This window comes from Methylobrevis albus (assembly GCF_015904235.1).
In the GTDB taxonomy this organism is placed as follows: Bacteria; Pseudomonadota; Alphaproteobacteria; order Rhizobiales; family Pleomorphomonadaceae; genus Methylobrevis_A; species Methylobrevis_A albus.
The window spans coordinates 36,008-62,890 of record NZ_JADZLT010000050.1; the positions used below are offsets into that span (position 1 = coordinate 36,008).

The window sequence follows — 26,883 nt, forward strand, 5'->3', positions numbered from 1 at the left end:
TTTGGGAGACGGACCTGATGCCGATCGTTCACCGCCGCCGTTCGCATGCGCCGGGCCCGCTCGCCGCCCTGTGCCGGGCGGCCCTCGTCTCGGTCGCGATCGGCGGCGTCGTTGCCGGCATGTCCGCCCCGGCCCTCGCCGCCACGCCGCTCGACGCGGTCGCGATGCCGGTGGGCGAGACGCTGAGCGGCAATTTCCTCGCCGCCCGCTCCGCCATTGCCGCCAAGGACCTCGCCGCCTCGGCCGGCTACTATGCGCAGGCGCTGGCGCGCGACCCGGCCGATCCCTTCCTGCTCGAGCGCGCCTTCACCTTCGCCCTCGCCGACGGGCAGGTCGAAGCGGCGATGGCCTATGCGCGCGACATGGCCGAGATCGATCCCGAGCACTCCTTCTCGAACTTCGCGCTCGGCATCTCGAACTTCGCCGACAACGAATGGCAGCCGGCGATCGACCACCTGATGAAGGGCAAGGCCGACCCGCTGAGCGGCCTCGTCGCCGAGATCATCGCGGCCTGGGCCGAGGCGGGCATGGGCCGGCCGGAAGCCGGCCTGAAGCGCATCGATGCGCTGAAGGGGCCGGAGTGGTACGCCCTGTTCAAGAACTACCATGCCGGCCTGATCGCCGATTTCGCCGGCCGCTCGCAGGAGGCGGTCAAGCGCCTGGCGCAGGCCGCGACCTATGACCGGGGCTCGGTGCGGGTGACGGAAGCCTATGTCCGCGCGCTGGTTCGCGCCGGCCAGGGCGACACCGCCCGCGACGTGATCGGCGAGATCATGGCCCGCGCACCGAGCCATCCGGTGCTCACCGAGCTCGACGCCGCGGTCGCGACCGGCGCGGCGATGACGCCGCTGATCGAGCGGCCGCAGTCGGGCGCCGCGGAAATCCTCTCCGGCCTCGGCAACGCGATGGCGCGGGACGACCAGTCCGAGGTCGTCGCCGCCTACCTGCAGATGGCGCTCTATCTCGATCCGGCGATCGACGTCGCGCGGCTGACGCTGGCCGAACTGCTGAGCCGCGCCGACCAGCACCGGCGGTCGATCGAGGTGCTTGCGGCCGTGCCGGAGACCTCGCCGTTCAAGCGCACCGCCGAGATCCAGATCGGCTTCGACTACAACTCGCTCGACGAGGTCGACGAGGCGGCGGCGCATCTGTCGCGCCTGCTGGAAGCCGACCCGAGCGACCTCGAGGCGGCCACCGCGCTCGGCAACGTGCTGCGCGTGCGCAAGCGCTTCGAGGAGGCGGCCGACGTCTACACGACCGCGATCGACGCGATCGAGGAGCCGACGTCGGAGAACTGGCAGCTGTTCTACTACCGTGGCATCGCCTTCGAGCGCACCAAGCGCTGGAACGAGGCCGAGGCGGACTTCCGCAAGGCGCTGGAACTGCAGCCGGACCAGGCGCTGGTCCTCAACTATCTCGGCTATTCGATGGTCGACCGCGGCGAGCGCTTCGACGAGGCGCTCGGCATGATCGAGCGCGCGGTGGAGCTCGAACCGGCCGACGGCTACATCGTCGACAGCCTCGGCTGGGTCTTCTACAAGCTCGGCCGCTACGAGGAGGCCGTCGAGCAGCTCGAGCGCGCCGTGGAACTGCGCCCGGCGGATGCGACGATCAACGACCATCTCGGCGACGCCTACTGGAAGGTCGGCCGCCGCATCGAGGCCCGCTTCCAGTGGGCGCATGCGCGCGACAGCAATCCCGAGCCGGAAGAGCTGCCGAAGATCCTGAAGAAGCTCGAGGCCGGCCTGCCGGCCGATGCAGGTCCGGGCAACGCCCAGGCCGAGACGACGCGGTCCGGCGGCTGACCCGGCCGCCGCAGGGAGACATCCGACAATGGATCCGCGCTCGGAAGCGGCGCGCGCCAAGGTCAACCTCGCCCTGCACGTGGTGGGGCGGCGGGCCGACGGCTATCACCTGATCGACACGCTGGTGGTGTTCCCGCCGGTGGTCGACCGCGTCGCGATCCGCGCGGGCGCCGGGATCAGCCTGATCGTCTCCGGGCCGACGTCACGCGAACTCGAACGGGTCGCGCCGCAGGACAATCTCGTCTACCGCGCCGCGCTGTCGCTGTCGGCGATCGCCGGCATCGACGTCGCCAATGGACCGGGCATCGAGATCACGCTCGACAAGCACCTGCCGACCGAAGCCGGCATCGGCGGCGGCTCGGCCGATGCCGCCGCCGCGATCCGGCTGTTCGCCGAGCTCTGGAACCTCGACCTCGCCGATCCGCGCATCACCGACCTCGCCCGCCGCCTCGGCGCGGACGTGCCGATGTGCATCGCCTCCGTGCCGCTGCGCGCCCGCGGCATCGGCGAGGTGGTCAGCCCCCTGCCCGCGCTGCCGCCGGCCGGGCTGCTGCTCGTCAATCCGCGCCTGCGCGTCTCGACCGCCGCGGTGTTCGCCCGGCTCGGCACCTATGCCAACCCGCCGATCGACGAGGACTGCGATTTCGGCAGCGTCGAGGGCCTCATCACGACCCTCACCGGCATGCGCAACGACCTGCAGCCGGCCGCCCTCGGGCTGGAGCCCGGCATCGGCGGTGTGCTCGACGCGCTGGAGGCGCTGCCCGGCGCCCGGGTGGTGCGGATGTCGGGATCCGGGGCGACCTGCTTTGCCCTGTTCGGCGACCCCGAGGCGGCAGCGGCCGCCGGCGAACGGCTCGCCGCGACGCAGCCGGGCTGGTGGATCGCAGCGAGCCCGCTTGCATGATGCATGCGTTTCTCCAGGCGACTGCGTCCGCTCTCGGCTAACGGCGAATTTAGGTGAGTCGCCCCGGGGACGGGCGTAGCGTTCCGGATCGGCGGGTGCCCCGGGACGAGGGCATCGCATGCCGGACGAGGGAACCATGAGACATCGCGCACTTCTGATCGGCCTCGCGGCCGGTCTCTTCTTCACGGCCCCGGCTCTGGCCATCGAGGCGAAGAAGCGGGTGGAAGATCAGGGCATCACGGTCGACGCCGCATGGTCGGCGATCGGCGACTTCTGCGGCATCGCCGCCTGGCATCCGGCGGTGGCGAAGTGCACGCTGTCCGAAAAGGACGGCGCCACCTTCCGCACGCTCGACCTCAACGGCGGCGGCAGCATCCTCGAAAAGCTCGAGAGCTGGAGCGACGCGGAGCACAAGTACACCTACTCGATCGTCGAAAGCCCGCTGCCGGTGGCGAACTACGTCTCCACGCTGTCGACCAAAGCCGACGACGACGGCGGCGCGGGCATCCGCTGGACCGGCACCTTCGACGCCAAGGGCGCGACCGACGACGAGGCGAAGGCCGCGATCGAGGGCATCTACGCCGCCGGGCTCGACGGCCTGCTCGCCAAGGTGAAGAGCGGCAGCTGACCGCCGCGCGCGGCGCCCCTCGCGACCGCGCCTCGGAAGATGCGCCGACCCGGGTCCCCGGGTCGGCGTAGTTGCACCTGCCTCAGTTGCCCTGCGCGCAGACGGCGGCGAAGGCAGACATGTTGACGATGCCGCGCGAGGTGACCGACGGCGTCAGGATGTGCGCCGACTGCGCCGAGCCGAGCAGGATCGGGCCGACGTGCAGCGCGTCGGTCATCGTCTTCAGCAGCGTCAGGGCGATGTTGGCGGCTTCCAGCGTCGGGAACACGAGCAGGTTTGCCTCGCCCTTCAGCCGCGAGTTCGGCATTACCCGCTCGCGCACGAGGTCGGACAGCGCCGCGTCGCCGTGCATCTCGCCGTCGACGGCGAGCTCGGGATAGTGCGCCCAGAGCAGTTCGACCGCCTCGCGCATCTTCACCGCGCTCGGCGAACTGTGCGAGCCGAAGCTCGAATGCGACAGCAGGGCGGCGCGCGGCGTGATGCCGAAGCGGCGGATCTCGGCGGCGGCCATCCGCGTCATCTCGGCGATCTCGACGGCCGACGGATTGTCGGTGACGTAGGTGTCGGTGAGGAACCAGGCGCCGCGGTTGTTGATGAGGAGGCTCATCGTCGAGAAGTCCGAGACGCCCGGCGCCGCGCCGATGATCTGGCGGATGTCGCGCAGGTGCCGGGTGAACTTGCCCTCGAGGCCGCACAGCATCGCGTCCGCCTCGCCGCGCTTCAGCGCCAGCGCGGCGATGATGGTGGCATTGGTGCGGACGTTGGTGCGCGCCGTCTCCGGCGTCACGCCGCGGCGGCCGACGAGCTCGAAATAGAGGTCGACATAGCCGCGGTAGCGCGGATCGTCCTCGGGGTTGATCAGCTCGAAATCGGTGCCCGGGCGGATCTTCAGGCCGAAGCGCTTCAGCCGGGTCTCGATCACCTGCGGGCGGCCGATCAGGATCGGCGTCGCGATGCCGTCCTCGACGACGACCTGGGCGGCGCGCAGCACGCGCTCGTCCTCGCCGTCGGCGTAGATCACGCGCTTGCGGTCCTGCCGCGCGGCGGCGACGATCGGCTTCATCACGAGGCCGGAGCGGAACACGAAGCGGGTGAGCCGGTCGAGATAGGCGTCGAAGTCGGCGATCGGCCGCGTCGCGACGCCGCTCTCCATCGCGGCGCGCGCGACCGCCGGGGCGATGCGGAGGATCAGCCGCTGGTCGAACGGCGACGGGATCAGGTATTTCGCGCCGAACGTCTGGGTGTCGCCGCCATAGGCCTGCGCCGCCATCTCGGAGGGTTCCTCCTTGGCGAGCGCCGCGATCGCCTGCACCGCCGCGAGCTTCATCTCCTCGTTGATCGTCGTCGCGCCGACGTCGAGGGCGCCGCGGAAGATGTAGGGGAAGCAGAGGACGTTGTTGACCTGGTTCGGATAGTCCGAGCGGCCGGTGCACATCATCGCGTCGCTGCGCACCGCCTGTACCGCTTCCGGCGTGATCTCCGGGTTGGGATTGGCCAGCGCCAGGATCAGCGGGTTCTTCGCCATCCGCGCCACCATCTCGGGCTTCAGCACCCCGGCGGCCGAGACGCCGAGGAAGACGTCGGCGCCGTCGATGACGTCGGCGAGCTTCCGATGTTCGGTCGGCTGGGCATAGACCGACTTCCAGCGGTCCATCAGCACCTCGCGCCCCTCGTAGACGACGCCCTCGAGGTCGGTGACCCAGATGTTGCGGCGGTCGACGCCGAGCGAGACCAGCAGGTTGAGGCAGGCGAGCGCGGCGGCGCCCGCTCCCGACGCGACCAGCTTGATCTCGCCGAGCGACTTGCCGGCGAGCGCCATCGCGTTCACCACCGCCGCCCCGACGATGATCGCGGTGCCATGCTGGTCGTCGTGGAAGACGGGGATGTTCATCTTCGCGCGGAGTTGCGCCTCGATCTCGAAGCACTCCGGCGCCTTGATGTCCTCGAGGTTGATGCCGCCGAAGGTCGGCTCCAGCGCCGAGACGACGTCGACCATGCGGGCGACGTCCATCGCGTCGACCTCAATGTCGAAGACGTCGATGCCGGCGAACTTCTTGAAGAGGACCGCCTTGCCCTCCATCACCGGCTTCGAGGCCAGCGGTCCGATCGAGCCGAGGCCGAGCACGGCAGTGCCGTTCGAGACCACGGCCACGAGGTTGCCGCGGGAGGTGTAGTCCATCGCCAGCGCCGGGTCGGCCTGGATCGCAAGGCACGGTGCCGCGACGCCGGGGGAATAGGCGAGCGCGAGGTCGCGCTGGTTGCCGAGCGGCTTGGTCGCGCGAATCTCGAGCTTTCCGGGGCGGGGAGCGCGGTGGTAGAACAGCGCCGCCTCGTCGAGTTCACTGCCGGTCAGGCGTTTCTCCGTCATCGTCTTGGCTCCGTCTTTGGTGCGGCAATTTGTCCGCCCTCTTACCACATCGACGGATCGGATCACCCGCGACGGCGACATCCTGAACCGATTAGTCGCCGGTCGGTCCTCGCGGCCCGGCAACGTATGCTCGTGGATGCGCCGGCGTTTCAGTCGGATTTTCGCAGCCTGGCAATGTGATCTTTACAGTTGCCCGTCACTCTGGTTGCCGACTGGGGCCGGCGGACGTGGGGCAAGCCGAGGTCGATGCGAGGGCCAGAGATGCCGCAGACCGAAATCCGGGACTTCAGTGCCGCGCTGTTCGGCGCCGATGGTACGCGGATCGTGCTCGCGACAGGAACCGCGGAAACAGGCAGCGCCGCCCGAACGATCTTCGAGTGGCTGCCGCACCTCGCCCCCGAGCGGTGGGACGCGGCCTTCGCCCGCCTCGCCACCGGCGAGACCGACCTGCTTTCCTCTCCGGCGCCGGTCGGCGAAGCTCCCGGCCACCCCATCACGCTGAAGGTGCGTGGCATCACGCTCGACGGCCGGGTGCTCGCGCTGGCCGAGCCCGATCGCGACGACGCGGCCGCACTGTCGGCGCTGGCGCTGCTGCAGCAGCGCATCCTCGCGGACGTGGCCACCGGCAAGCGGCTCCAGGCCGTCATGCACCGCCTCTGCCTCGACGTCGAGGCGATGCGCCCGGGGATCGTCGCATCGGTTCTCGCCGTCGATCCGGCCGGCCGCCTGCGCCACCTCGCCAGCCCCTCGCTGCCGAGCCATTTCTGCCGCGCGATCGACGGCATCTCGATCGGCCCGATGGTCGGATCCTGCGGCACGGCCGCCTTCCTCGGCGAACCGGTCGAAGTGACCGACATCGCGAACGACCCCCGCTGGGCCGTGGCGAAGGACCTGGCATGGCCCCTCGGTCTCAAGGCGTGCTGGTCGAGCCCGATCAAGGCCGGTGACGGCCGGGTCGTCGGCACCTTCGCGTTCTACTATCGCGAATGCCGCGGCCCCGACGAGGCCGACCGCCGCATCGTCGAAGCCTGCCTCGCGCTGTCGGCGATCGCGATCGAGCACGAGGAGGCCGGCAACCGGGTCGAGGAGCTCGCGCTGCGGGACTACCTCACCGGCCTGCCGAACCGGCTCGGCTTCCAGCGCGGCGCCGGCGATGCGCTGGAAGCCGTCCGCCGCATGGGCACCGGCCTCGCGCTGCACTTCGTCGACTTCGACAACTTCAAGATCGTCAACGACGCCTTCGGCCATCACGTCGGCGACCAGGTCTTGAAGGAAGTCGCGGCCCGCGTCGCCGGTTGCCTGCGCTATGGCGAGAACATCGCGCGGCTCGGCGGCGACGAGTTCGCCGTCATCCAGCGTGGCGCGACCGACGACGCCGCGGTCGAGGAACTCGCGGTCCGGGTGCTGAAGGCGATCGCCGCGCCGCTGCAGATCGGAGGACACCGGCTGCAGATCACCGCCTGTCTCGGCGCCGCACGCTCGCCGCGCGACGGCGACGACATCGCGGAGTTGCTGAAGAACGCCGACATCGCCGTCTACCGCGCGAAGAGCGAGGGGCACGGGCGCTACCGCCTGTTCAGCGACCGCATGGCCGAGGGCATCCGCGCCGAGCGCCTGCTCGAACGCGATCTCGCCGAAGCGATCGAGAAGCAGCAGCTCGACGTGCATTTCCAGCCGATCGTCGACCTCGCCTCCGGCCGGATCCTCAGCTTCGAGGCGCTGGTGCGCTGGACACATCCGGTGCGCGGCCCGGTCGCGCCCTCGGAGTTCGTGCCGATCGCCGAGCGCGCCGGCCTCGTCGCCGACCTCGGCGACTTCGTGCTGCGCCGTGCCTGCCGGGAGGCGGCCGGCTGGCCGGCGGCGATCGGTGTTTCGGTCAACCTGTCGCCGTCGCAACTCGCCCGGCCGGATTTCGTGCTGACGGTGGTGCGCGCGGTGCACGAGACGGGGCTGTCGCCGGCCCGGCTCGACCTCGAGATCACCGAGACGGTTCCGCTCTCCGAAAACAGCGCGATGCGCGCCATGCTGGAGCAGCTGCGCTCGCTCGGCGTCAGCATCTCGCTCGACGATTTCGGCGTCGGCTATTCGTCGCTGAGCTACCTGCGCTCGTTCCCGTTCGATCGCATCAAGATCGACATGTCCTTCGTGCGCGACATCGGCCGCCGCGCCGACGCGGAGGCGATCCTGAAGGCGGCGATCGGGCTCGGCGGCGCGCTGAAGATGCGCACCACGGCCGAGGGCGTCGAGACCGAGGCACAGCGCGACTGGCTGCTCGGCCAGGGCTGCGACGAGGGCCAGGGCTACCTGTTCAGCCGGCCGGTGCCGGCGGCGGACGCAGCGAGGCTCGTCGCCACCGGAGCGCACTCCAGCCTGCGCGCCTGAGCCGCCCGGCGCTTAGCCGCCCCGGGCCGCGCCACGCCCGCCGAGCGCGCGCATCACCAGCGCCAGCACCACCGCGTTGAGCACGTGCCAGCCGCCGTGGGTGCCGAGCGGGAAGGCGCTGCAGAGCGGCTCGTCGAGAGTGCGCAGCGTCAGCGACACCGCGAACACCGCAGCGGCGCAAAGCAGCGGGCCGCCGCCGGGCCGGTGGCGCAGGGCGAGTCCCGCCCCGATTACCGCCATCGCCAGCAGCGGCGCGACATAGCCCGACCCCGAGCCGACCAGCGGCGCGACGAGCGCGCCGACCGCCGGCGAAGCGGCCATGAAGAGGGCCGCGCCGACGGCCGCGACAAGGGGAGAAAAACCGAGCAGCCGGCGCAGCACGAGGCCGAAGGCAACCGCGATGAAGACGGCGATCGGGATCACGTCGGCGAGCAGCGCCCAGCGCGTCGCGGCCGTGTGGAACAGCAGCGAGCCGGTGCCGATGACGGCGGCGATGCCGGCAAGGACCAGAACGCCGCGATCGCCGTGTCGGCGTGCGAGGCGGACGCCGTAGGCGGCGGCGACGAAGAAGGCGAGGTTCGTCACGGCGTTGACCGGCTCGCCGAGCAGACCCGGCGCGAGGCGCTCGCAATAGCCGTCGATGAAGCCGTTCCAGTCCACGCTGCGCCCTCCCGCTACCCGTTCTCTCCAACCCGGCGGCCGCGCCGGCGTTCCGCCCCGGACCGTCTGCGCCGATTTGGCAGGTGCGGAGCGCCGCGCCGGACGCTAGCTTCATCGGCCCGGCGATCCGGGCCGCCAGCCGCGGGTCATTCCCCGAACCAAGCACAGGAGCCGTGTCGACACGATGACCGATCGGCCGCAGCGCGGACCCGGCGAGACGGGGGCAGCGCCGGTGCCCGGCGGCAACCCCACCGGCATCGACGCCTACACCCCGCGCGAGATCGCGCGCCGGATGCACGAGGCCGGCGTCGCCAAGGCGGAGCTTGCCATCGGCCCGCTGTTCATGCTCGGCACCGTCGCCGGGGTGTTCCTGTCGTTCGGTGCGCTGTTCTTCACTGTGGTGATGACCGGGGTCGCCGACGAGCCGTTCGGGCCGGCACGGCTGCTCGGCGGCGTCGCCTTCTCGCTCGGCCTCGTGCTGGTCGTCGTCGGCGGCGCCGAGGTGTTCACCGGCAATGCGATGATCGTGATGGCCTTCGTCGACCGGCGCGTCACGCTGCGGGCGCTGCTGCGCAACTGGGTCGTGGTCTATACGGCGAACCTCGTCGGCGCGCTGGCGATGGTGGCGCTGGTGCTCGCCGCCGGCACCTACAGCCTCGACGGCGGCGCCGTGGGAGCGACGGCGATCCGCATTGCCGAGGGCAAGCTGGCGCTGTCCCCGCTGGAGACCTTCGCCCGCGCCATCCTCTGCAACGCGCTCGTCTGCCTCGCGGTCTGGCTGACGTTCGCCGCGCGCGACGTGACCGGCAAGATCCTCGCGATCACCTTCCCGATCACCGCCTTCGTGACGATGGGCTTCGAGCATTCGATCGCCAACATGTTCCTGATCCCCGCCGGCCTCGCACTCGGCGCCGAGGGCAGCGTCGGCACCGCGATCCTGCAACTGCTCATCGCCACCGTCGGCAACATGATCGGCGGCGCCGGCGGCGTCGCGCTCGTCTACCGGGCGATCTACCGCGGCGGCTGAGGGAGGCGCCAGATCGGGGCAGCCGACCGGGACCACGCGGCGCCTGCCCTTCCGCCGCGCAGATCGAGGGTCCATATAGCGGGGACGCGGCGCAGCGAACCACGCCGCGATGGAGATGCCCGATGACGCTCGATCTCGACCGCCAGTTCGTGCCGCTGCGGATTGCCGTGGTCACCGTGTCCGACACCCGCGGCCCGGGCGACGACCGCTCCGGCGAGACGCTGGCGAGCCGCATCGAGGCGGCGGGCCACGTGGTCGCGGGGCGCGAGATCGTCCTCGACGAGATCCCGGCGATCCAGTCGGTCGTGAAGCGGCTGATCGCGGACCCGTCCGTCGACGTGGTGATCACCACCGGCGGCACCGGCTTCACCGGCCGCGACGTCACGCCGGAAGCGGTCGAGCCGCTGTTCGAGAAGCGCATGGACGGCTTCTCGGCGATCTTTCACCGCATCTCCTACGAGAAGATCGGCACCTCGACGATCCAGTCGCGGGCGACCGCCGGCGTTGCGCACGCGACCTACATCTTCGTGCTGCCGGGCTCGCCGGGCGCCTGCCGCGATGCGTGGGACGGGATCCTGGAATCGCAGCTCGACTACCGGCACATGCCGTGCAACTTCGTCGAGATCATGCCCCGCCTCGACGAGCACCTGAAGCGCGGCAAGCTGCGCACGACGCCGGTCTGACACGACCTGGTTCAGCGCAGGAAGTCGCCGGTCGAGAGGCCGGGGCCGTGCAGGCGCACGAGGTAGCGCGGCGGCACCCAGAGGGCGGCGAGCGCCCGGCAGGTCGAGCGGCGCAGCCGCCGCAGCGCCCCGTCCTCGTTACCTTCCGCATAGGCGACGACGCTGGCGCGGGCGCGCAGCGTCAGGCTGCGGAAGCGGCCGATGCGACGGAAGAGATCGACGTCTTCGAGCACGGGCAGCGGCCGGAAGCCGCCGATCCTGCGATAATGCGCGCGCGAGATCAGCAGCCCTTGCGTCCGGTGCGGCACGCCGACCAGCCGGCTGCCGATCGCCACCGACAGTTCGCGCAACCGCGCCCGGAGCCCGATGTCGTCGAGGGCGTAGCGGAAGACGATGACGTGATCGCGGCCCTTGCCGGTGTCGGCGCTGCGCGCGATGCGCTCGATCAGGCTGCCGACCTCGCGCTGCCAGCCGGGCTCGACCACGATGCCCGGGCGCAGGAACAGCAGCCACTCGCCGCGCGTCGCGGTGGCGGCGCCGAGCGCCAGGCGCTCGCCGAGCGCCGCCGATCCGTCGAGCCAGACACAACCGGCCGCATCGGCGACGATTTCGGTGCCGTCGGACGAGCCGCCGTCGACGACGACGACTTCGCGCACGGTCCCGTCGGCCGCCGCGGACACCAGCGACGACAACGTCAGGGCGAGCCCCTGCTCCGAATTTCGCGTAGGAATGACGACGCTCAGCATACCTATTTCGACTAGCGAATTTTTGCCGCAATTGCGAGCGTGTTTGCGCAGTGCGGCAGCGATCACCGGCATTTGTTCTTTCTTTGTTCCTGTGATCGAGCTATGTTCGCGTCATGGCCGCACCTCAGCTCAAACCCCGCCCCGCCGCCTCGCCCGCGATCCCGCGGACCGGCACCCGCCCGGCCTCCGCACCCGACGCCGGGCTGTCCGACACGCGTCACGCCGACGGGCTCGGCGACGACGGCATCGCCCCCGACCGGCGCCGCGGCCGCGGCGCCGGCATCAATCCGTCCGGTCGCTTCGAGAAGACCGCCGTCATCGGCTTCGACGACGGCTGGGCGAGTGACGAGGAACTGCCGCCGTTCAAGACCACCGTGCAGGTCGAGAAGGCGCGCACCATCATCACGCGCAACGAATCGCCCGATATCTCGTTCGACCGCTCGGTGAACGCCTATCGCGGCTGCGAGCACGGCTGCGTCTACTGCTTCGCGCGGCCGTCGCACGCCTACATGGGGCTGTCGCCCGGGGTCGACTTCGAGACGCGATTGTTCGTGAAGCCGAATGCGGCGGAGCTGCTCGAGCGCGAGCTCGGCGCGCCCTCCTACCAGCCGAAGACGATCGCGATGGGGACCAACACCGATCCCTACCAGCCGATCGAGCGCGAGTACCGGCTGACGCGGGCGGTGCTGGAAGTGCTGTCGAAGACCAACCACCCGGTCGGCATCGTCACCAAGTCGGCGCTGGTGACGCGCGACATCGACATTCTCGCCCCGATGGCCGAGCGCGGCCTCGCCAAGGTCGCCCTGTCGGTGACGACGCTCGACCGGCATCTCGCCCGGGCGATGGAGCCGCGCGCCTCGACCCCGGCGCGCCGGCTCGACGCGGTGCGCCAGCTCGCGGAAGCCGGCATCCCGACCGGCGTCATGGTGGCGCCGGTGATCCCCGTGCTGACCGACCCGGAGATCGAGCGCATCCTGGAGGCGGCGAGCGCGATGGGCGCGCGCGAGGCCGGCTACGTGCTGCTCAGGATGCCGCTCGAGGTCTCCGACATCTTCCGCGACTGGCTGCTCAGGCTGTTTCCGGATCGCTACCGACATGTGATGTCGGTCTTGCGCAGCATGCGCGGCGGCAAGGACTATGACGCCGAATGGGGCAAGCGCATGCGCGGCAGCGGGCCCTACGCCTGGCAGATCGGCCGCCGCTTCGAGATCGCGGCGCGCCGGCTCGGCCTCAACCGCGACCGCGCCAAGCTGCGCACCGATCTCTTCCAGAAGCCGGCCGGCGGCGGCGTGCAGCTCTCCCTGTTCTGAGCCGCCACCGGCGCCGGCGCGCCAGGGCCAAAAGGCTTATGCGCCAAAATGCGGCGCCGGGCCGGCGAGGTTGGCTTTGCGCGGGCTTTGCCCCGCCGCTAAGGTGCGGCGCGAGTTTGGAACCGGTCGAAACGGGCGGCGGCGCTGCGGCGCCCGCCCGCGAGAGGAGAGACGGATGCTGGAGGCGCAGGACCTGCCGGAACGCGAAGCGATGGAATTCGACGTCGTGATCGTCGGCGCGGGGCCGGCGGGCCTCGCCGCCGCGATCCGGCTGAAACAGCTCGCGGCCGAGACCGGCGCGGACATTTCGGTGGTCGTGCTCGAAAAGGGCTCGGAAGTCGGCGCGCACATCCTCTCCGGCGCGGTGATCGATCCGAGCGGCCTCGACAAGCTGGTGCCCGACTGGCGCGACGACCCGGACGCGCCGCTGAAGACGCCGGTGACCGACGACCAGTTCCTGGTGCTCGGCCCGGCCGCCAGCGTGCGGCTGCCGAACTTCGCGATGCCGAAGCTGATGTCGAACCACGGCAACTACGTCGGCTCGCTCGGCAACGTCTGCCGCTGGCTGGCGGCCCGGGCGGAGGCGCTCGGCGTCGAGGTCTATCCGGGCTTTGCCGCGGCCGAGGTGCTCTACGACGACGAGGGCCGGGTGAAGGGCGTCGCCACCGGCGACATGGGCGTCCACCGCGACGGCACGCCGGGGCCGAACTTCCAGCGCGGCATGGAACTGCACGGCAAGTACGTGCTGATCGGCGAGGGCGTGCGCGGCTCGCTGGCCAAGCAGCTGATCGCCCGCTTCGGCCTCGACCGCAACGCCGAGCCGCAGAAATACGGAATCGGCCTGAAGGAGCTGTGGCAGATCGATCCGGCCAAGCACAAGCCGGGTCTCGTGCAGCATTCCTTCGGCTGGCCGCTCGGCTTCTCGACCGGCGGCGGCTCGTTCCTCTACCACCTCGAGGACAACCAGGTCGTGGTCGGCTACGTTGTCCACCTCAACTACACCAATCCGTATCTTTCGCCGTTCGAGGAGTTCCAGCGCTTCAAGACGCACCCGGCGATCCGCGACGTCTTCGAGGGCGGCAAGCGGATCTCCTACGGCGCGCGCGCGATCACCGAGGGTGGCTGGCAGTCGGTGCCGAAGCTCGTCTTCCCGGGCGGGGCGCTGCTCGGCTGCGCGGCCGGCTTCGTCAACGTGCCGCGCATCAAGGGCAGCCACAACGCGGTGCTCTCCGGCATCCAGGCCGCCCAGAGCGTCGCCGCGGCGCTCGCCGCCGGCCGGGCGCAGGACGAACTCACCGACTACGAGGCCGGCTGGCGCTCGAGCGAGATCGGCCGCGACCTCTACAAGGTGCGCAACGTCAAGCCGCTGTGGTCGAAGCTCGGCACGCTGGCGGGCATCAGCCTCGGCGGGATCGACATGTGGACCAACGAGCTGTTCGGCTTCTCGCTGTTCGGCACGCTGAAGCACGGCAAGCCGGACCATGCCGCGACCTTCACCAAGCGGCATGCCAAACCGATCGCCTATCCGCGGCCCGACGGCAAGATCAGCTTCGACCGATTGTCCTCGGTGTTCCTGTCGAACACCAACCACGAGGAAGACCAGCCGGTGCATCTGCGGCTGAAGGATCCGTCGGTGCAGCGCCAGGAGCTCGACATCTTCGCCGGGCCGTCCACGCGCTATTGCCCGGCGGGGGTCTACGAGTGGATCGAGGAGGCGGGGCAGCGGCCGCGCTTCGTGATCAACGCGCAGAACTGCGTGCACTGCAAGACCTGCGACATCAAGGACCCGAATCAGAACATCGTCTGGACGGTGCCCGAAGGCGGCGGCGGGCCGAACTACCCGAACATGTAATTTTAGGAGGCGGGTTTCCTGCCCCGCCGTCCGCCGGCGGAACTGCGGCAGGGCGCCGCGCGACACTTTGTTGCGATGCGACATCAAACTGTTGCATTGCAGCAATAGTGCGACAATCAACCGTCGCCGCCGGTGCCCGATAACCGATTTATGACCCCGGCGCGGGTTGACCTCCCCCCGTCACCGCCCAAACTCGATCTCAAGGGGTCGATGCCTCGCCGGCGTCATGCCCCTTGGAACGAGGAGGGGCCATGACGACATGTCGCCACGCCGTTCATCCGCTCGGCCGTAAAGCCGCAGCGCGACACCTCGAAACCGGCCGGATTACGCCGGAGACCGGCTACGGCCACCGGCTCAAACGGATCGCCGCCGCCGCGCTCGCCGCCGTCGGCCTCTCGTCGGCGCCGGCCCGCGCCGAGACCGAGGTCGACCTCGAGCTGGTGCTGGCGGTCGATATCTCCCGCTCCATGGACTATGACGAGCAACTGCTGCAGCGCAGCGGCTATGTCGAGGCGCTCAAGCATCCCGAGGTGATGGCCGCGATCCGCAGCGGCCTGCTCGGGCGGATCGCCGTCACCTATTTCGAATGGGCCGGGCCGGGCCAGCACCGCGTCGCGGTGCCCTGGCAGATCATCGAGGATGAGGTGTCGGCGGCGGACTTCGCCGACAAGGTGGCCGGGGCGACGATCGGCACCGCGAGCGGCACCTCGATCTCCGCCGGCCTGCTCGCTGCCGCGGCGCTGTTCGAGAGCAGCGGCTACCGCTCCTATCGCCAGGTGATCGACGTCTCCGGCGACGGGCCGAACAATCGCGGTGCCCCGGTCGCGCCGGCGCGGGATGCGGTGGTCGCCAAGGGCATCGTGATCAACGGGCTGCCGATCATGCTGAAGGCGCCCGGCTACAGCCCCTATTCGATCCCGAACCTCGACGCCTATTACCAGAAGTGCGTCATCGGCGGGCCGGGGGCGTTCATCGTGCCGGTGCAGGGGCCCGACCAGCTCGTCGCCGCGGTGCGCCGCAAGCTGGTGCTCGAGATCGCCGCCGCCGCCCCGGTGGCGATCCCGGCGCAGATGCTGTTCGAGGAGACCAGCAACGTCGACTGCATGATCGGCGAGCAGCTCTGGCGCCGCTACATGGACCCGTAGGGGGGCGCGACTTTCCTTCTCCCCTTGCGGGAGAAGGTGCCCGAAGGGCGGATGAGGGGTTGCGACGTCGCGGAAAGTTCAGCGCTCGCCGCGGCGCCGCCCCCCTCATCCGGCCGCTGCGCGGCCACCTTCTCCCGCGAGGGGAGAAGGGATGGTAGCCTCTCTATGCCGAATTTCCGGCACCCCTACCCTCAGTGATACCCCTCCCCCGGCCGGATGCGGCCGCGGAAGGTCCAGTACATGAACGCCGTGTAGGCGAGGATGACCGGTAGCAGGGCGACCACGCCGATCAGCATGAAGACCTGGCTCTCGGGCGCGGCGGCGGTGTCCCACACCGTCAGCGACGGCGGCACGAGGTAGGGGAAGTTGGAGATCGCAAGGCCGATGAAGCCGAGCAGGAACAGGCCGACGGTGCCGAAGAACGGCGCCGCGGCACTGCCGTGGTCGAGCCCGCGCCAGACGATCAGCGCGCAGCCGAGCGCCAGCAGCGGCACCGGCGCGAGGTAGAGGAAGTTCGGCATCGAGAACCAGATCGTCGCGATGCGCTCGAACAGCAGCGGCGTCCACAGGCTGATGACGCCCATGAACAGCATCACCGCGACGAGCAGCCCCCGCGCCCAGCCGCGGGCCTTGATCTCCAGCGCGCCGGTGACGCGCATGTTGAGCCAGGTCGCCCCGAGCAGCGCATAGCCCACCACCACGGCGACGCCGCAGAGCAGCGCGAACGGCGTCGCCCAGTCGAACGGTCCTCCGGCGAACTGGCGGTCGGCGACGGTGATGCCGTCGAGCAGCCCGCCGAGGATCACCCCTTGCGCGAAGGCGGCGAGGGTCGAGCCGCCGGTAAAGGCGATGTCCCAGAGCCGGTGGTCGGGCTTTGCCACCCAGCGGAACTCGAAGGCGACGCCGCGGAAGACGAGGGCGAGAAGCATCGCGATCACCGGCAGGTAGAGCGCCGGCATGATGACCGCATAGGCCGTCGGGAAGGCGACCCAGAGGCCGCCGCCGCCGAGGATGAGCCAGGTCTCGTTGCCGTCCCAGAACGGTGCGACCGAGTTCATCATCTGGTCGCGCTCGCGCTCGTCCTTCGTGAACGGGAACAGGATGCCGAGGCCGAGGTCGAAGCCGTCGAGGACGACGTAGAGCACGACGGCGACGGCGATCACCGCCGCCCAGATCACCGGAAGATAGAGTTCCATGCCGGTCATGGCTCAGGCCCCCTTGATGGCTTCGCGGCCCGCCTCGGTGGCGGCGGAGATGGGTCGGCTGGCGACGCCCTCGTCATCGTGGGCGGTGCGGCGCATCGGTCCCTTCACCAGCAGGCGATTGATGAAGAAGATGCCCGAGGCGAAGACGACGGCGTAGACGAGCACGAACAGCACCAGCGAGACGAGGATGTTGAGCGCGCCGACGGGCGAGATCGCATCTTCGGTGCGCAGCAGTCCGGTCACCACCCAGGGCTGGCGGCCGATCTCGGTGGTGATCCAGCCGGCAATCACGGCGATGAAGCCGAGCGGCCAGACGTACTGCAGCGCCGACATGTACCAGCCGGCCTCGAACAGCTTGCCGCGGAACCAGGCGAGCCCGCCCCAGAGCGCGATCGCCGCCATCAGGAAGCCGATGCCGACCATGACGCGGAAGGAGAAGAACACCGGCAGCACCGGCGGACGGTCCTCCGCGGCGAAGCTCTTCAGGCCGGGAAACAGGCCGTTCCAGTCGTGGGTGAGGATCAGGCTGGCGATGTTCGGGATCGCGATCTCGAAGTCGTTCTTCTCGCCGGACTGGTCGGGGATCGCGAACAGCACCAGCGGCGCGGCGTGCTCGCCGTCCCAGTGCGCCTCGATCGCGGCGATCTTGGCGGGCTGGTGCTCCAGCGTGTCGAGCCCGTGCTGGTCGCCGATCAGGATCTGCAGCGGCGTCAGCACGATCAGCATGCCGAGCGCCATCTTCACCATGGTCTCGGCCTCGCGGATGTGCTTGCCGGCGATCCAGTAGCGCGCGCCAATCGCCAGCACGACGAAGCCGGTGGTGATGTAGGCGGCGACCAGCATGTGGGCGAGGCGCAGCGGGAAGGTCGGGTTGAAGATGATCGCCATCCAGTCGGTCGGGAAGGCGACGCCGTCGCGCATCTCGTAGCCGACGGGGGCCTGCATCCACGAATTGGCCGAGAGAATCCAGAACGCCGAGATCGCCGTGCCGACGGCGACCAGCACCGCGGCGGTGAAATGCAGCGCGGGGGGCACGCGGTCGCGGCCGAACAGCAGGATGCCGAGGAACGAGGCCTCGAGGAAGAAGGCCGTCAGCACCTCGTAGGCGATCAACGGGCCGACGACGTTGCCGGCGAGCGTCGCGAAGCCGCTCCAGTTGGTGCCGAACTGATAGGTCAACACGATGCCGGAGACGACGCCCATCGCGAACGACACGGCGAAGATCTTGGTCCAGAAGGCGGCGAGGTCGGCGTGATGCGGGTCTTTCGTCCACAGCGTCATGCCGTGCAGGGTCGCGATCCAGGCCGAGAGGCCGATCGTGAACGCCGGAAAGACGATGTGAAACACGATGGTGAAGGCGAACTGGATGCGTGCCAGCAGCACCGGATCGAGATCCATGGAGTGCTCCTCTGCCGATCGACGGCATTCGGGGCCGGAACGCCGGCCCGCGGCGGGAGGCGCCCGGGGGCGCCGTCCCACGCAGTCCGACCTAGCGCGCCCCGCCCCCGGCGTAAACGGGACATTCGGTCCAAAATCGATTTATTTTCGCATTCACTAAAATACAAAATCCGCTCGCTGTTTCACCGGCCTCACCCCGAGGCCAGCCGGCGGCGGATCTCGAGGAAGTCCTGCCAGGCGAGCCGCTTTTCGGCGGGCTGGCGCAAGAGGTAGGCCGGGTGGAAGGTCGGCAGCGTCGGCACGGTGAGACCCCCGGTCTCGAAGCTCTTCCAGCGGCCGCGGAACTTGCGGATGCCGACGGCGGCCTCGCGTCCGAACAGCGCCTTCGAGGGCTGGTTGCCGAGGAAGACCAGCACGGCGGGGCCGACGAGCTCGATCTGGCGCAGGATGAACGGCCGGCAGATCGACACTTCGAGGTCGCTCGGCTCGCGGTTGCCGGGCGGGCGCCAGTAGACGACGTTGGCGATGTAGGCCGACTTGCGGTCGAAGCCGATCGCCGCCAGCATCTTGTCGAGCAGTTGCCCGGAGCGGCCGACGAAGGGCCGCCCGGCAATGTCCTCGTCGCGGCCCGGCGCCTCGCCGACCAGCATCAGCTTCGCCGCCGGGTTGCCGTCGGCGAACACGAGGTTCTTCGCGGTCTTCGACAGGCCGCAGCCCTCGAAGCGTTCGAGCAGGGCGCGGAGCTCGTCCAGCGACGTCGCAGCGGCAGCAGCCGCGCGCGCGGCCATCACCGGATCGTCGGAGGGGGCAGCCGCGGGCAGCGCGGTGGGCGGCGGCGCGGGGGAACGGGCGGGACCGGCGGGTGCCGGCGGCTCGGCGCGGGCCCGCCCCTGCCCCGCCGCGGCGGCCGCCATCGGCGCGCGCACCGGCGCCGCGAAGCGGTCCACCGCCTCCTCGCCGAGTGCCACGTCGACGCCCATCGCCTCATACCACTGGATCAGAGCGGCGAGGTCGGCCGGATCGAGATCGATCAGGTCGGCGGCGGGGGGCATGGGACACTCCGGTTGCGGATCGACCTAAGCAGGGGAAGGAGTGGGAGGCAAGGGTGAGAGGTTCGGCTTTGCGGCCAGCGCGCGCGAACGCCGTGCCGCGGGGCTTCCCCCCTCCCTGTCCCTCCCCCGCTTCGCAGGAGAGGGGACGATGGGCGAGAGGGCTTTCGTAAAACGGTGGTCGCGCCGATGCGAAACGCTGTTAATCGAGGCGACTTAACCTCCTGCGTCCCCTCTCCTGCGAAGCGGGGGAGGGACAGGGAGGGGGAGGCCCCACGGCAGCGCTCCTCATCCCCCTTGAGCCAACGCCCCTCCCGGCCGATCCTGCCGAGATGGCCCGTCGCAGCACACCCGATTCGCCCGCCCTGCCCCTCGCCTTCGTCTGCGACCGCCGCATCGAGGCCGACTTCGCCGCCCGGCGCGACGGACTGGTGGCCGGCGTCGACGAGGCGGGGCGCGGGCCGTGGGCGGGGCCGGTGGTGTGCGCGGCGGTGATCCTCGATCCCGCCCATCCGCTCGACGGCCTCGACGATTCCAAAAAGCTCCCGGCCGCCCGCCGCGAGGCGCTGTTCGACGAGATCTGCGCCCGCCACACGGTGGCGATCGCCAGCGCCTCGCCGGCGACCATCGACCGGATCAACATCCGCGCCGCGACGCTCGCCGCCATGGCGCGTGCGGTCAGCGCCCTCGCCGTGCGGCCGGCCGGCGTGCTCGTCGACGGCAAGGACGTGCCGCCGGGCCTTGCCTGCCCCGGCGAGGCGCTGATCCAGGGCGACGGCCGCGTCGCCGCCATCGCGGCCGCCTCGATCGTCGCCAAGGTAACGCGGGACCGGATGATGCGGCGCATGGCGGCGGTCTGGCCCGGCTACGGCTTCGAGGCGCACGTCGGCTACGGCACCGCGCAGCACCAGGCGGCGCTCGCTAAGCTCGGACCGTGCCCATTGCACCGGATGACGTTCCGGCCGATCCGTGAGCTCGTGCCGTCGGCGGCCGCTAGTCCGGCGGCGGCGCATTTTCTCGAGACGCTTACGGATGAGTTCGCCGCCGCCGAGTGACCGCGGCGCGACGGGACCGGAGTGTCGTCCGCGTCGTCCCGTCCTTCCGGGACGCAATGGTTCGCCCGGGTCTTCGAGGGCACCCCTCGTGGGTCCTCCCGGGACTCCAACGGCACCCCCAAACGCGAAAGCGGCCCGGCGATCAGGCCGCCGGGCCGCTTTCGTCATCGATGGCTCCGGACCAGATCCGGACAGCCTCAGTTGAGGCGGGCCTTCACGTCGGCGATGCCCTTGGAGACGAGGGCGTCGGCGACCGGGCCCTTGACCTTCTCGGTGAGGATCTTGCCGGCCGCGGCGACGGCGACGTCGGCTGCGAGGGCGCGGATCTCGGCGATCGCCTGCGTCTCGGCCTGGCCGATCTTGGTCTCGACCGCCTTGGTGCGGCGCTCGATCAGTTCGGCGAGCGAGGTCTCGGCTTCGGCAGTGAGGCGCAGCGCTTCCGACTTGGCGTTGGAGATGATGTCCTCCGCCTCCCGGCCGGCTTCGCGCGCCTTGCGCTGGTACTCCGAGAGCAGCGACTGCGCTTCTTCACGCAGGCGGCGGGCCTCGTCGAGTTCGCGGGCGATGCGGGCCGCGCGGGCGTCGAGCGTTTCGGCGGCCGACGTGTGCACCCGCTTCACGAACAGGATGCCGAGGAAGCCGATCAGCGCGATGAAGGCCCAGAGCGATGCGAGGGATGTGGCGTCCATGGGTGCCGTCGTCCTCAGCTGGCGCGGGCGGCTGCGACCGCACCGTCGATTTCGTCCTTGGCGACGTCGATGTCGACGAGGGTCGACACGATGGCCGACGTCGTCTCCGACGCGATGGCGCCGACCTCGGCCAGGGCCTCGGCCTTGATCGTGCCGATGCGCTCCTCGGCGGCGGCGAGCTTGCCGGCGAGGTCCGCCTCGACGACCGCGCGCTTCGCCGCGACGTCGGCGGAGAGCTTGTCGGTCGTCTCCTTGGCGATCGCGTGCGCCTTCTCGCGCGCCTCGGCCAGCGCCCGTTCGTAGGCAGCGACGGCGTCGTCGCTTTCCTGCTTCAGGCGTTCGGCCTCGGAGCGGTCCCAGGCGATGCGGTCGTGGCGATCCTCGAGGATGCCGGCGATGCGCGGCAACGCCACCTTCGAGACGAGGTAGTAGAGCAGGCCGAAGCTGATCGCCAGCCAGAGGATCTGGGAGGCGAAATGCTCGGTGTCGAACGGCGGGAAGACGTTCGAATGCTCGCCGTGCGCCTGATGATCGAGCGCCTCGGTCAATTCTGTCGTCGGCTGAGACGTCTCGTCCATGTCGTCAATCCGTCAGCTGGAAACCTGCATATCCCGTGGCGGGCACGCGCGGCGCGGCGGCTCCGAAGCGTTGCCCCACCGGGTGACACCCTCGCGGGCATCGCCTGCGGGATCGAAACGTCGATCCGGCGCCCGCCGCCCGGCACGGGCAGCGGGCGCCGGATCCGCAGGATCAGAGGACGAGCAGGAACGCGATGACGAGCGCGAAGATGCCGAGGCCTTCCGCGAGCGCCGCGCCGATGAGCGCGTTGGTGAACTGCTCCTTGGCCGCCGACGGGTTGCGCAGGGCGCCCGAGAGGAAGTTGCCGAAGATGTTGCCGACGCCGATGGCGGCGAGGCCCATGCCGAGACAGGCGATACCGGCACCGAGCAGCTTCGAGGCTTCCGCGTCCATATTCATTCTCCTTCAGTTTAACCGTGGCGATCTGCGATCTGACCAGAGGGGACAGCACCGGACCCGATCTGTTGCGGGCCAGGCGCCGGTGACGTTGCCGGCTATCAGTGGTGCGGGTGCAGGGCGTCCTTGAGATAGACGCAGGTGAGAACCGCGAACACGAAGGCCTGCAGGAAAGACACGAGGAACTCGAGCGCCGTGATGGCCACCGTCATCAGGAACGGGGCGATCGCGCCGATGGCGCCGAAGAAGCCGAAGGCGCCGAGCGTGCCGATGAAGCCGGCGAAGACCTTCAGCACGATGTGGCCGGCGAGCATGTTGCCGAACAGACGCAGCGAGAGCGACACCGGCCGGGCGAAGAACGAGATGAACTCGATCACGCTGATCAGCGGCAGCAGCACGATCGGCACGCCGTGCGGCACGAACAGCTTTAGGAAACCGACGCCGTTCTTGACGAAGCCGACGACGATGACGACGCCGATCACCAGCAGCGCCAGCGAGGCGGTCACGACGATCTGGCTGGTCACCGTGAAGAAGTACGGCACCATGCCGAGCAGATTGAGCGTCAGGATGAAGGTGAACAGCGAGAAGACGAAGGGGAAAAAGCGCATCCCCTCTTCGCCGAGCACCTGCCGCACCGTGCCGGCAATGAACTCGTAGAGCAGTTCCACCACCGACTGCACCCGGCCCGGGACCAGCTTGCGCGAGCTCGTGCCCAGCAGCAGCAGCCCGACGATGATGGCGACGGCGACAAACATGAACAGCGAGGAGTTCTGGAACGCCAGCTTCATGTCCGCGATGCGGCCAAGCGGAACCAGATCGTTGACGATGAACTGATGTACCGGATCCACCCTGTCGGCCGTTGCCACCTGCTCACTCCCCATTTCCAGGCCAAGAGGCCAGAAGCTAACGACCGGCGCGCGTCCTGCGCCGCATTCCGTGGACCGTTCGCCCGTCCGGGCTCCGGTCCGCCGATCAGTCCGGCATCCGGCTGCTGCGGATCATCGCCATGACACCGGCGGCGAAGCCGAGCAGCAAGAGCACGATCAGGCCGATCGGCGACGTTCCGGCGAGGCTATCGACGCCCCAACCGAGAAGCGCACCGACCAGCACGCAGCCCGTGAACTCGCTCGCAAGGCGAAAGGCCTTGCTGTAGTTCGTGCCGAAGGTTGCCACAGCAGGCTTTTCGGCCTGTTCGCGCTGGGCTTTCACCCGGGCGAGGCTCTGGTCGAGCTGTGCCCGGCGGGATGCAAGCTCGGCATCGGAGATCGGCCGTTCCGGGCCGCCCTCTCCGTCACCGCGTCCGTCGCTCGTCATGGAGAATCCCCCGACTGCCCCGCACGCCCGGCTCGCACCGCCGCCCCTTCGAAGTCGGGCGCACAATAGTCAGCGGTCCAAATGCTGTCAAGGCGAGCAGGGAAAGAGATATGCATTTGTTTTTATTGCGATTTCTTCGCTTGTACGGCTTTCGGAGCAGCCCGGGGACGGCGCCGGATTGCCGCAGTGCCGCATGGGAACCGGCGGCTTGGCCCGTTCAGACCGCCTCGCGGAAGGATTCGGCGGTTTCGAGATCGACCGAGACGAGCTGCGAGACGCCGCGTTCGGCCATGGTGACGCCGAACAGGCGACTCATCCGGGCCATGGTGATCGGGTTGTGGGTGATGACGACGAAGCGGGTCTCGGTCTGGCGTGCCATCTCGTCGAGCAGGTCGCAGTAGCGCTCGACGTTGGCGTCGTCGAGCGGGGCATCGACCTCGTCGAGGACGCAGATCGGGGCGGGGTTGGTGAGGAACACCGCGAAGATCAGCGCCATCGCGGTCAGCGCCTGCTCGCCGCCCGAGAGCAGCGTCATCGTCTGCGGCTTCTTGCCCGGCGGCCGGGCGAGGATTTCCAGCCCGGCCTCGAGCGGATCCTCCGAATCGACGAGCTGCAATTCGGCGGTGCCGCCGCCGAAGAGATGGGTGAACAGCCGGCGGAAATGCCCGTCGACGACGCCGAAGGCGGCGAGCAGGCGCTCGCGCGCCTCCTTGTTGAGACTCTGGATCGCCCCGCGCAGGCGGCGGATCGCCTCGACGAGATCATCGCGCTCGGCGATCAGCGCGGTGCGCCGCGCGTCGACCTCGGTCGCCTCGTCGTCGGCCTGCAGGTTGACGCCGCCGAGCCGCTCGCGCTCCTGGCGCAGGCGGTCGAGCCGCTGTTCGATGCCGGCGAGGTCCGGCAGCGGCGCCTCCGGCTTCAGCTCGGCGAGGCTTGCCAGCCCGGCCGGCTGCATCTCGAACTGCTCGGCGATCGCCGCCTCGAGCTCGGCGCGGCGGCCGGCGACCGATTCGCGGCGCTCCTCGGCCCGCGCGCGGCGCTCGCGCATATCGGAAAGCAGTTGCAGCGCGGCCTTCGCCGCCCGGTCCGCCTCCGCCGCGGTCTTCTCCCCGGCCGCGAGCGCCTCGGCGGCGACGCGCGCGTCGCGCTCGGCGGCGGCGATGCCGCTTTCCAGCCGGCGGCGCTCGGCGGCGATCTCGTCGGGGCGGCTGTCGAGGGTGGCGCGTTCGGCGGTGATGTCCTGCTGGCGGCCGGCGAGCACGGCGGTCTGGGCACGCGCATCGGCGAGCCGCCTGGCCCAGCCGTCGCGGTCGCGGACGAGCTGGTCGAGGCGGCGGGTCCGCTCGGCGGCTTCGCGGGCGAGCGCCTCCACGGCGACGCGCTGCTCGGCGACCCGGGCGCGCTGTTCGGCGACCAGCATCCGCTGGCCCTGCAGCTCGGCGACGAGATCGGCGACGTCGGGAACGGCGGCGAGGGCGTCTGCCGCGCGGCGCTCGGCGGTCGCCGCCTCGTCGCTGGCCGCGGCGAGGCGCGCCCGCGATTCCAAGAGCGCGGTGCGGCGGCTGGCGAGTTCGGCGACGGCGCGCTCGGCGCGGGCGAGGCGGTCGCGGGCGTCGCCGAGGCCGCGGTTGGCGGTGCGCACCGCCTCGCGGGCGACGCGCTCGGCCTCCGCCGCGCCGCGCTGGCGGGCTTGCGCCTCCTGCAGCACGCGCCGGCGCTCGGCGAGGCGCGCCTGCGCCTCGCGGCGCTGCACGTCGAGCTCGGCGAGGCGGTTGCGGCCGGCGAGGCGCTGGGCGGCCGGGGTCGGCGCCTCGGCGGCGGCGAGGTAGCCGTCCCAGCGCCAGAGATCGCCCTCGCGGGAGACGAGGCTCTGGCCGGGCTTCAGGGCGAGCCGCAGCCGGGGACCGTCCTCCCGCGCGACGAGGCCGATCTGGGCGAGGCGGCGGACGAGTTCCGGCGGGCCGTTCACCCGGGCGCCGAGCGGCTCGGCACCCTCGGGCAACGGCGCGTCGCCGTCGGGCTCGCCCGGCATCGCCCAATGCGCCGGCGCGCGGGCGTCGACCGGCGCCTCGATGTCGTCGCCGAGGGCCACCCCCAGCGCCGTCTCGTAGCCGCGCTGGGCGGTGAGGCGGTCGACGAGCGGCGGAAAGAGCTGGCCGTTCTCGACGTTGAGGATGCGGGCGAGCGTGCGGGCCTCGGTGTCGAGGCGGCCGGCCTCGCGTTCGGCTTCGGCGAGGGGCCCGCGGGCGCTGCGCTCGGCGCGGACGGCGCCCTCCAGTGCGGCCTCGGCCGCGGCGGCGGCCGCCTCGGCGGTACCGAGGCGCTGCTCGGCGGTCTCGAGGTCTGCACGGGCGGACACCCGGGCGTCGGTCTCGGCGAGTCGGCCGTCGAGCGCGGCGATCTCGCCGTCGGCGCGGGCGAGGTCCTGGCGCGCCCTGGCCGCCCGGTCGGTGGTGTCGCGGGCGGCGCGCTCGGCGGCGGCGCGGCGGGCGACGGCATCGGCGTGGCGTCCCGTGGCGGCGGCGAGCGCGGCTTCGGCGAGGCCGAGGTCGGTGGCGGCGGCATCGTGGGCGGCGGTGGCCGCGGCGCGGCGGGCGCCCTCCCCTTCGGACGCGGCGCGGATTGCGGCGATCTCGGCGTCGAGGCCGCCGAGGCGGTCGTCGTTTTCCGCGACCAGCGCGGCTTCGCGGGCGAGGTCGCGGGCGGCTTCCTCGCCGCGGCGGGTGAGGTCGGCGAGGCGGACGCGGACCCGCTCCGCCTCGGCCGCGGCGTCGGCGAGGGCGAAGCGCAGCCGCTGCAGGCCGGCGGCGCTCGCGGTCGCCGCCTCGCGCAAGTCAGGCAGGTGCAGGGCGGCAACGGCCTCGGCCCGCGCGGCCTCGCCTTGCGCGGCCTGGGCGTCGGCCAGCGCCAGCACCGCCGCGTCGAAGGCGGCGGCGGCGTCCGCCTCCGCCGACACGGCCGCGCGCCAGCGCAGCCAGGCGGCGAGCGCCTCGTGCTTGCGGATATCGGCGGAGAGGTTGCGGTAACGGCCGGCCTGGCGCGACTGGCGGCGCAGCGCGTCGAGCCGCAGGTCGATCTCGCGCAGCACGTCTTCCAGCCGGTCGAGGTTCTGCTCGGCGGCGCGCAGGCGGATCTCGGCCTCGTTGCGGCGGCTGTGCAGGCCGGAAATGCCGGCGGCCTCCTCGAGGATCATCCGGCGCGCGGTGGGCTTTGCCGCGATCAGCTCGCCGATCTGGCCCTGGCGCACCATCGCCGGCGAGCGGGCGCCGGTGGAGGCGTCCGCGAACAGCAGCTGGACGTCGCGGGCGCGCACCTCGCGGCCGTTGATGCGGTAGACCGAGCCGGCGGCGCGCTCGATCCGGCGCGAGACCTCCAGCATGTCGGCATCGTTGAAGGCGGCGGGGGCGCGGCGGTCCTCGTTGCCGAGGAACAGCGTCACCTCGGCGCTGTTGCGCGCCGGGCGGTGGCCGGAGCCGGAGAAGATCACGTCGTCCATGCCGGACGCGCGCATGTTCTTGTAGGAATTCTCGCCCATGACCCAGCGCAGGGCCTCGACGAGATTGGACTTGCCGCAGCCGTTCGGCCCGACCACGCCGGTGAGGCCGGGCTCGATGACGAATTCGATCGGCTCCACGAAGGACTTGAAGCCGAGAATGCGGAGTTTCCTGAATCTCATCCGTCAATCCGG

Annotated in this window: 21 protein-coding genes and 1 pseudogene; 10 read left to right on the forward strand and 12 right to left on the reverse strand. The window is 70.7% G+C overall.

Annotation, left to right across the window (positions count from 1 at the left end):
* Positions 1-17: 17 nt before the first annotated feature.
* The 3 genes from I5731_RS09930 to I5731_RS09940 all read left to right on the forward strand — a co-directional run bounded on the left by I5731_RS09930 (position 18) and on the right by I5731_RS09940 (position 3,337).
* Entirely contained in the window at positions 18-1,805 is a 1,788-nt protein-coding gene (locus I5731_RS09930; protein WP_197311232.1) for a tetratricopeptide repeat protein, read from the forward strand.
* Positions 1,806-1,833: 28 nt separating this feature from the next.
* Entirely contained in the window at positions 1,834-2,709 is an 876-nt protein-coding gene (locus I5731_RS09935; RefSeq protein ID WP_197311233.1) for a 4-(cytidine 5'-diphospho)-2-C-methyl-D-erythritol kinase, read from the forward strand.
* Between the two features lie 136 nt (positions 2,710-2,845).
* A complete protein-coding gene (locus tag I5731_RS09940; protein ID WP_197311234.1) occupies positions 2,846-3,337 on the forward strand; it encodes an SRPBCC family protein in 492 nt (163 codons plus the stop codon).
* 82 nt (positions 3,338-3,419) lie between these two features.
* Here the strand turns inward: I5731_RS09940 and I5731_RS09945 are convergent, their stop codons facing one another.
* The gene (locus I5731_RS09945) at positions 3,420-5,705 is read right to left on the reverse strand and encodes an NADP-dependent malic enzyme (protein WP_197311235.1); all 2,286 of its coding nucleotides are present in this window, start codon (positions 5,703-5,705) and stop codon (positions 3,420-3,422) included.
* Positions 5,706-5,966: 261 nt separating this feature from the next.
* Between I5731_RS09945 and I5731_RS09950 the strand changes: the two genes are divergently transcribed.
* Positions 5,967-8,087 (forward strand): putative bifunctional diguanylate cyclase/phosphodiesterase, encoded by a 2,121-nt coding sequence (locus tag I5731_RS09950; RefSeq protein ID WP_197311236.1) that lies wholly within the window; start codon positions 5,967-5,969, stop codon positions 8,085-8,087.
* A 12-nt stretch (positions 8,088-8,099) separates the two neighbouring features.
* On the opposite strand, the gene I5731_RS09955 is transcribed toward I5731_RS09950, so the two are convergent.
* A complete protein-coding gene (locus I5731_RS09955) occupies positions 8,100-8,747 on the reverse strand; it encodes a ceramidase domain-containing protein (RefSeq protein WP_197311237.1) in 648 nt (215 codons plus the stop codon).
* A 184-nt stretch (positions 8,748-8,931) separates the two neighbouring features.
* Here I5731_RS09955 and I5731_RS09960 point away from each other — a divergent pair, with 184 nt between their 5' ends.
* Both I5731_RS09960 and moaB read left to right on the forward strand, forming a co-directional pair.
* Complete coding sequence (locus tag I5731_RS09960) at positions 8,932-9,774, forward strand: formate/nitrite transporter family protein (protein WP_197311238.1); 843 nt, start codon at positions 8,932-8,934, stop codon at positions 9,772-9,774.
* A gap of 122 nt (positions 9,775-9,896) precedes the next feature.
* Positions 9,897-10,457, forward strand: a complete 561-nt coding sequence (gene moaB, locus I5731_RS09965) for a molybdenum cofactor biosynthesis protein B (protein ID WP_197311239.1) — start codon at positions 9,897-9,899, stop codon at positions 10,455-10,457.
* A gap of 11 nt (positions 10,458-10,468) precedes the next feature.
* Here the strand turns inward: moaB and I5731_RS09970 are convergent, their stop codons facing one another.
* Positions 10,469-11,203, reverse strand: coding sequence for a glycosyltransferase (locus I5731_RS09970; RefSeq protein ID WP_197311240.1), 735 nt, complete (start codon positions 11,201-11,203; stop codon positions 10,469-10,471).
* A 254-nt stretch (positions 11,204-11,457) separates the two neighbouring features.
* Between I5731_RS09970 and I5731_RS09975 the strand changes: the two are divergent.
* From I5731_RS09975 to I5731_RS09985, 3 genes and pseudogenes are all read left to right on the forward strand, one after another.
* Positions 11,458-12,513 (forward strand): annotated as a pseudogene (locus I5731_RS09975) (PA0069 family radical SAM protein); the annotation flags it as partial.
* A gap of 175 nt (positions 12,514-12,688) precedes the next feature.
* On the forward strand, positions 12,689-14,365 hold the full coding sequence (locus tag I5731_RS09980; RefSeq protein WP_197311242.1) for an electron transfer flavoprotein-ubiquinone oxidoreductase: 1,677 nt from the start codon (positions 12,689-12,691) through the stop codon (positions 14,363-14,365).
* 251 nt (positions 14,366-14,616) lie between these two features.
* Positions 14,617-15,510, forward strand: coding sequence for a DUF1194 domain-containing protein (locus I5731_RS09985; RefSeq protein WP_197311243.1), 894 nt, complete (start codon positions 14,617-14,619; stop codon positions 15,508-15,510).
* A 191-nt stretch (positions 15,511-15,701) separates the two neighbouring features.
* On the opposite strand, the gene cydB is transcribed toward I5731_RS09985, so the two are convergent.
* The 3 genes from cydB to I5731_RS10000 form a co-directional block, all read right to left on the reverse strand.
* Positions 15,702-16,706, reverse strand: a complete 1,005-nt coding sequence (gene cydB, locus I5731_RS09990; protein WP_197311702.1) for a cytochrome d ubiquinol oxidase subunit II — start codon at positions 16,704-16,706, stop codon at positions 15,702-15,704.
* Positions 16,707-16,718: 12 nt separating this feature from the next.
* Positions 16,719-18,113, reverse strand: a complete 1,395-nt coding sequence (locus I5731_RS09995; protein WP_197311244.1) for a cytochrome ubiquinol oxidase subunit I — start codon at positions 18,111-18,113, stop codon at positions 16,719-16,721.
* Positions 18,114-18,304: 191 nt separating this feature from the next.
* A complete protein-coding gene (locus I5731_RS10000) occupies positions 18,305-19,165 on the reverse strand; it encodes a uracil-DNA glycosylase (RefSeq protein WP_197311245.1) in 861 nt (286 codons plus the stop codon).
* 329 nt (positions 19,166-19,494) lie between these two features.
* Between I5731_RS10000 and I5731_RS10005 the strand changes: the two genes are divergently transcribed.
* A complete protein-coding gene (locus I5731_RS10005) occupies positions 19,495-20,217 on the forward strand; it encodes a ribonuclease HII (protein ID WP_197311246.1) in 723 nt (240 codons plus the stop codon).
* Positions 20,218-20,414: 197 nt separating this feature from the next.
* On the opposite strand, the gene I5731_RS10010 is transcribed toward I5731_RS10005, so the two are convergent.
* The 6 genes from I5731_RS10010 to I5731_RS10035 all read right to left on the reverse strand — a co-directional run bounded on the left by I5731_RS10010 (position 20,415) and on the right by I5731_RS10035 (position 26,871).
* Positions 20,415-20,906 carry a F0F1 ATP synthase subunit B family protein gene (locus I5731_RS10010; protein WP_197311247.1) on the reverse strand — a complete coding sequence of 164 codons (492 nt, stop codon included), beginning with the start codon at positions 20,904-20,906 and terminating at the stop codon, positions 20,415-20,417.
* Between the two features lie 14 nt (positions 20,907-20,920).
* Entirely contained in the window at positions 20,921-21,484 is a 564-nt protein-coding gene (locus tag I5731_RS10015; RefSeq protein ID WP_197311248.1) for a F0F1 ATP synthase subunit B, read from the reverse strand.
* 172 nt (positions 21,485-21,656) lie between these two features.
* On the reverse strand, positions 21,657-21,878 hold the full coding sequence (locus tag I5731_RS10020) for a F0F1 ATP synthase subunit C (RefSeq protein WP_197311249.1): 222 nt from the start codon (positions 21,876-21,878) through the stop codon (positions 21,657-21,659).
* Between the two features lie 104 nt (positions 21,879-21,982).
* A complete protein-coding gene (locus tag I5731_RS10025) occupies positions 21,983-22,762 on the reverse strand; it encodes a F0F1 ATP synthase subunit A (protein WP_197311250.1) in 780 nt (259 codons plus the stop codon).
* 91 nt (positions 22,763-22,853) lie between these two features.
* Positions 22,854-23,195, reverse strand: a complete 342-nt coding sequence (locus I5731_RS10030) for an AtpZ/AtpI family protein (protein ID WP_197311251.1) — start codon at positions 23,193-23,195, stop codon at positions 22,854-22,856.
* A 217-nt stretch (positions 23,196-23,412) separates the two neighbouring features.
* On the reverse strand, positions 23,413-26,871 hold the full coding sequence (locus I5731_RS10035; RefSeq protein WP_197311252.1) for a chromosome segregation SMC family protein: 3,459 nt from the start codon (positions 26,869-26,871) through the stop codon (positions 23,413-23,415).
* Positions 26,872-26,883: the final 12 nt, after the last annotated feature.

What these genes read in the sequence shown, in the direction of transcription:
- I5731_RS10010 (WP_197311247.1), bottom strand. Translation starts at nt 20,906, where the DNA reads ATGGACGCCACATCCCTCGCATCGCTCTGGGCCTTCATCGCGCTGATC.
- I5731_RS09995 (WP_197311244.1), bottom strand. Translation starts at nt 18,113, where the DNA reads ATGGATCTCGATCCGGTGCTGCTGGCACGCATCCAGTTCGCCTTCACC.
- I5731_RS10005 (WP_197311246.1), top strand. Translation starts at nt 19,495, where the DNA reads ATGGCCCGTCGCAGCACACCCGATTCGCCCGCCCTGCCCCTCGCCTTC.
- I5731_RS10035 (WP_197311252.1), bottom strand. Translation starts at nt 26,871, where the DNA reads ATGAGATTCAGGAAACTCCGCATTCTCGGCTTCAAGTCCTTCGTGGAG.
- I5731_RS09945 (WP_197311235.1), bottom strand. Translation starts at nt 5,705, where the DNA reads ATGACGGAGAAACGCCTGACCGGCAGTGAACTCGACGAGGCGGCGCTG.
- I5731_RS09985 (WP_197311243.1), top strand. Translation starts at nt 14,617, where the DNA reads ATGACGACATGTCGCCACGCCGTTCATCCGCTCGGCCGTAAAGCCGCA.
- cydB (WP_197311702.1), bottom strand. Translation starts at nt 16,706, where the DNA reads ATGGAACTCTATCTTCCGGTGATCTGGGCGGCGGTGATCGCCGTCGCC.
- I5731_RS10000 (WP_197311245.1), bottom strand. Translation starts at nt 19,165, where the DNA reads ATGCCCCCCGCCGCCGACCTGATCGATCTCGATCCGGCCGACCTCGCC.
- I5731_RS09930 (WP_197311232.1), top strand. Translation starts at nt 18, where the DNA reads ATGCCGATCGTTCACCGCCGCCGTTCGCATGCGCCGGGCCCGCTCGCC.
- I5731_RS10025 (WP_197311250.1), bottom strand. Translation starts at nt 22,762, where the DNA reads ATGGGGAGTGAGCAGGTGGCAACGGCCGACAGGGTGGATCCGGTACAT.
- I5731_RS09960 (WP_197311238.1), top strand. Translation starts at nt 8,932, where the DNA reads ATGACCGATCGGCCGCAGCGCGGACCCGGCGAGACGGGGGCAGCGCCG.
- I5731_RS10030 (WP_197311251.1), bottom strand. Translation starts at nt 23,195, where the DNA reads ATGACGAGCGACGGACGCGGTGACGGAGAGGGCGGCCCGGAACGGCCG.
- I5731_RS09980 (WP_197311242.1), top strand. Translation starts at nt 12,689, where the DNA reads ATGCTGGAGGCGCAGGACCTGCCGGAACGCGAAGCGATGGAATTCGAC.
- I5731_RS09970 (WP_197311240.1), bottom strand. Translation starts at nt 11,203, where the DNA reads ATGCTGAGCGTCGTCATTCCTACGCGAAATTCGGAGCAGGGGCTCGCC.
- I5731_RS09950 (WP_197311236.1), top strand. Translation starts at nt 5,967, where the DNA reads ATGCCGCAGACCGAAATCCGGGACTTCAGTGCCGCGCTGTTCGGCGCC.
- I5731_RS09935 (WP_197311233.1), top strand. Translation starts at nt 1,834, where the DNA reads ATGGATCCGCGCTCGGAAGCGGCGCGCGCCAAGGTCAACCTCGCCCTG.
- I5731_RS10020 (WP_197311249.1), bottom strand. Translation starts at nt 21,878, where the DNA reads ATGGACGCGGAAGCCTCGAAGCTGCTCGGTGCCGGTATCGCCTGTCTC.
- moaB (WP_197311239.1), top strand. Translation starts at nt 9,897, where the DNA reads ATGACGCTCGATCTCGACCGCCAGTTCGTGCCGCTGCGGATTGCCGTG.
- I5731_RS09940 (WP_197311234.1), top strand. Translation starts at nt 2,846, where the DNA reads ATGAGACATCGCGCACTTCTGATCGGCCTCGCGGCCGGTCTCTTCTTC.
- I5731_RS10015 (WP_197311248.1), bottom strand. Translation starts at nt 21,484, where the DNA reads ATGGACGAGACGTCTCAGCCGACGACAGAATTGACCGAGGCGCTCGAT.